The organism is Sporolactobacillus terrae DSM 11697 (genome assembly GCF_000648615.1).
In the GTDB taxonomy this organism is placed as follows: domain Bacteria; phylum Bacillota; class Bacilli; order Bacillales; family Sporolactobacillaceae; genus Sporolactobacillus; species Sporolactobacillus terrae.
The window spans coordinates 1-3,328 of sequence record NZ_JFZC01000087.1 but is presented as its reverse complement, the minus strand read 5'-3'; the positions used below and the strand labels follow the sequence as shown (position 1 = coordinate 3,328).

Here is a 3,328-nt window from a genome sequence, read left to right as displayed (position 1 = left end):
CGTGAAGTTCCGGATTAGCCAGTAGAGGTTGGCGGCAACATCCTTCGCGTCGTGCATGGTACTTTTCCTCGGCCTGTACGGACGAGTAAGTACCATCACCCTGTTGATTTCGTTTCAATTCACGACTGATTAAAGTGGACCCCATTGTCAAGACACATATTTGAAAAATTTAAGGTGGGTATTTGATGGCCTTCCCCATCCTAACCTTGAGCCCTGTTTCCTTTGGGGTTCTGTCCAGGGCGACCGCAGGGAGGGCGTAGCCGATACCCCTTGACAGGTTCTCAAAGGAAACAGACACTTTCTCAAGGATGGGGAGGGACGCACCTACCCCTGATGATAAACAGAAACCGGTGTTTGATAGCCGAGCGACTGGTGTGGCCGTTCATGGTTATAAAGATTCAAATAATTGTTAATGCCTCTGCGAGCATCTCTTGGATTTACAAGCCAAGGACGCGACCGCACAGGCAATTGCAGACGTACTAAAGAAAAAAGGCTTAAAGAATGTCACGGCAGACGATGTCGCTGCAGCGATCGACGAAGCGAAGTCGAATGGCGAAGATACTGTGAAGGAACAGGCCGCATCTGCGCAGACGGCTACGGCAGCGGGTTGCAACGTCGTGCAGAGTCCTGTGCAGAAATAACATAGGTTTTACCGCCCGGCGAAAGTCGGGAATACATAATTATGATAAAATTAAGTCTGGTTAGAAATATAAAAAATTGCGTTAAAGTGATCATTTTGATTGATGCTTTTAAACGCTTTGTCATGGCTCGGGAGATTTTATGGAAAAGTTCTGCAAAATCTAATTTTCAAAATTAAACAATGCAGAGGAGATAGTTAAATGGGATATTTATTCTTAGTCTTGGCTATTGTTGGTGAGATAATAGGCACAAATTTATTGAAAATGTCTGCCGGTTTTAGTCGCCTGATACCTACTTTAGGTTCATTAGTATCTTACGGATTATCCTTTTACTTTTTATCCCTTACGTTAAAAAGCGTTGATTTGAACATTGCCTATGCTCTTTGGTCTGGGTTAGGAATTGTATTAACTAGTTTAATAGCGGTTATATACTGGAAGGAGCCCATTAATTTTTCGAGTATCTTAGGAATTGGGCTGATTTTAATTGGTGTGGTGGTCCTAAATCTACATGGCGCTAGTCATTGATAAACTAATGTTGGCACACATATAGTAATTATAATGCAAGAGCTGGGCTGGCGAGACAGTTAGAAATGGGGGGGATTGCGATTAGGCGGTTCCCCGTTTTCTTTTTGCATAAAAAATCCCACGCTTTCGCATGGGAATGGGGAAAGATTAGGTTATCTTGATATACCCTTTCTATAAACTATTAAACTTCCGTTTGGTTTTTTATTGCTGTAATGATTTACCACAGTAGCATACGCGATCGTGCGTGCTACCGCATAAAAATACGGGGTCACGCATGAAATGTGCGGTAATCATGCCTATGAATTGTATTATAATATATTTAATGAAAACATAACACAGACGCAGGAGAAATATTGCAATTATTTCATTTTGATTTGAAAAGGGGGAGTCTCTTCTTTCATAAAGGAAATAAATTATTTGTTAAATCATCGTAATTCAAAAACCAATAACCAGTAGTATAAGGAAGAAAATCAAAATGCCTCAAAAAATCTTATCCAATAAAATACTATTGTCATTCATGGCTACTATTTTGCTTTTATCTATAACACTTCCTACCACATCACACGCTGCCACTCCAAAATCGATAAAATCATTTGTGACACCTTCGCATGAATTAAATAAACAAAAATTTTCTTCTAATAATAAACCACTAATTGATTTTGATAATAATGAATTGCAATTTGATAATAACGGAAATCCAGTATTTACTCCAGAACAAGTTACTGCGATCAAAGAATATGCTAAACTACAAGGTTTGTCTGCTCCTTCTTCAACCCCAAGTGGATACGCTCCTCGAGTTGGCGGTACTAAAGTTGCTTACACAGTCGCTAAATGGATTGTTGGAAGTGTTCTAGGTAGAAAAGCAGCCGTTAGATTTGGTGAAGCCCTTAAACACATGGAAGGACCATTAAGAAAAGTAACAGCTGCTGAAGAAGGTGGTTTGAAAAAAATAGAAGACATTATATATGATGGACTTCGGGCAACTGGAATGCAAAAAAAGGCTTCAAGAACCCTAGCAGCCGGTATCAGAGGCACTTTGAGCTGGTTAGTTTAATAATAAAAGGTGGGTGAAAATGAAATGCCCTTTTCACGTTTTGACATAACACTTTCAAACAAAAAGAGTCAAGAAGCTCTAGAAGCAATTTTATATCAGTATAGAGACATCATTGATGACTTAAATGATGAATTGCAACAAATAAACCCGAATTATAATCCATCTGGGAGATATATTGTTGAGCTAGGACTATCTCAGGATGAATCAAGTGAGATTTATCAATACTTTGGTATAAACAGTAATAAAAGCGAAGAAGAAAGAGTCAAGTGGTTGAGTGATTGGCTGAAAAAAAACGTTCATGAATGTCAACCCGATTATGTTCTTCGAATGGTAAAAGCATTTACGGTAGATCTTGAAGATTGATTCAAAACAAACTGGTTTATTAGCTATAGCTTGGTAATTTGTTCCTCCCACTGTCTTAGTCTTACTGAGACGGACTTTTTTTGAAATGAACAAACCTTTAGACATATAAGCAGAAGGTGAGAAATGCCTTGGAACACAGTCGACGCCTGATGAATTATCGAACGAGATCGGAAAAAGTTTTAAAACGGCGGAAGGCTATTTAAAGAAATACTGTGCACAGCTTACTAAAATGAGATGAACGCAAAATACCCATCCACCCCCACAATGGACGGGTATTTTTATATTAAGTCTACCAAGCTTATATGATATAATTACAGACAGGCAATAGATGAAGCATATGAGCGGATGCGGTGACGCCCTCTGAAAGGGGGTGGAGCCTATGACAGTATACCAATCATTAACATTAATGATTAGTTTTGCAGTGCTAGTGCTGATGCTGTCAAATAAAAAGAAATAATCCGTCTCGTATGCCATTCACGGTGGCTAAGACGGATTACCCTCAATTTGTGTAATTTGTTCAAGCATCGTTCCGCTCTTATTGCGGATATTGCCATCCCGTCAGTGTTCATGCACTGGCGGTTTTATTCTACATTCCTTATGTCTACATTATACACAAAAATTCCTGATTGATGCAAAAATTTATAATCAAAATCCTAGCATTGGCCAGTGTTTTTGTTATTTATCCGTCATCCTCGTTTGTCTCGAGTAGGAGTTATGATTGAGCTTCCTCCTTTAACTGCCTGCGTCT

Annotated in this window: 5 protein-coding genes and 1 pseudogene; 4 read left to right on the top strand and 2 right to left on the bottom strand. The window is 39.2% G+C overall.

Translation table 11 applies throughout. From position 1 onward, the window contains the following. Both AA84_RS19680 and AA84_RS18740 read right to left on the bottom strand, forming a co-directional pair. Positions 1-130 (bottom strand): annotated as a pseudogene (locus AA84_RS19680) (IS30 family transposase); the annotation flags it as partial. Positions 131-324: 194 nt separating this feature from the next. Continuing rightward, positions 325-462, bottom strand: coding sequence for an integrase core domain-containing protein (locus tag AA84_RS18740; protein ID WP_414625730.1), 138 nt, complete (start codon positions 460-462; stop codon positions 325-327). Between AA84_RS18740 and AA84_RS19195 the strand changes: the two genes are divergently transcribed. The 4 genes from AA84_RS19195 to AA84_RS0114660 all read left to right on the top strand — a co-directional run bounded on the left by AA84_RS19195 (position 432) and on the right by AA84_RS0114660 (position 2,580). Then, entirely contained in the window at positions 432-641 is a 210-nt protein-coding gene (locus AA84_RS19195; protein WP_028977826.1) for a hypothetical protein, read from the top strand. The two genes, AA84_RS18740 and AA84_RS19195, sit on opposite strands and share 31 nt — an antisense overlap. A 198-nt stretch (positions 642-839) precedes the next feature. Then, on the top strand, positions 840-1,163 hold the full coding sequence (locus tag AA84_RS0114670; RefSeq protein ID WP_028977825.1) for a DMT family transporter: 324 nt from the start codon (positions 840-842) through the stop codon (positions 1,161-1,163). A gap of 475 nt (positions 1,164-1,638) precedes the next feature. Next, on the top strand, positions 1,639-2,217 hold the full coding sequence (locus AA84_RS0114665; protein WP_028977824.1) for a hypothetical protein: 579 nt from the start codon (positions 1,639-1,641) through the stop codon (positions 2,215-2,217). A gap of 24 nt (positions 2,218-2,241) precedes the next feature. Then, positions 2,242-2,580: a hypothetical protein gene (locus tag AA84_RS0114660; protein WP_028977823.1), complete on the top strand. Its 339-nt coding sequence runs from the start codon at positions 2,242-2,244 to the stop codon at positions 2,578-2,580. Positions 2,581-3,328: the final 748 nt, after the last annotated feature.

Coding starts and splice junctions, on each gene's coding strand:
- AA84_RS0114665 (WP_028977824.1), top strand. CDS start 1,639: ATGCCTCAAAAAATCTTATCCAATAAAATACTATTGTCATTCATGGCT.
- AA84_RS0114660 (WP_028977823.1), top strand. CDS start 2,242: ATGCCCTTTTCACGTTTTGACATAACACTTTCAAACAAAAAGAGTCAA.
- AA84_RS0114670 (WP_028977825.1), top strand. CDS start 840: ATGGGATATTTATTCTTAGTCTTGGCTATTGTTGGTGAGATAATAGGC.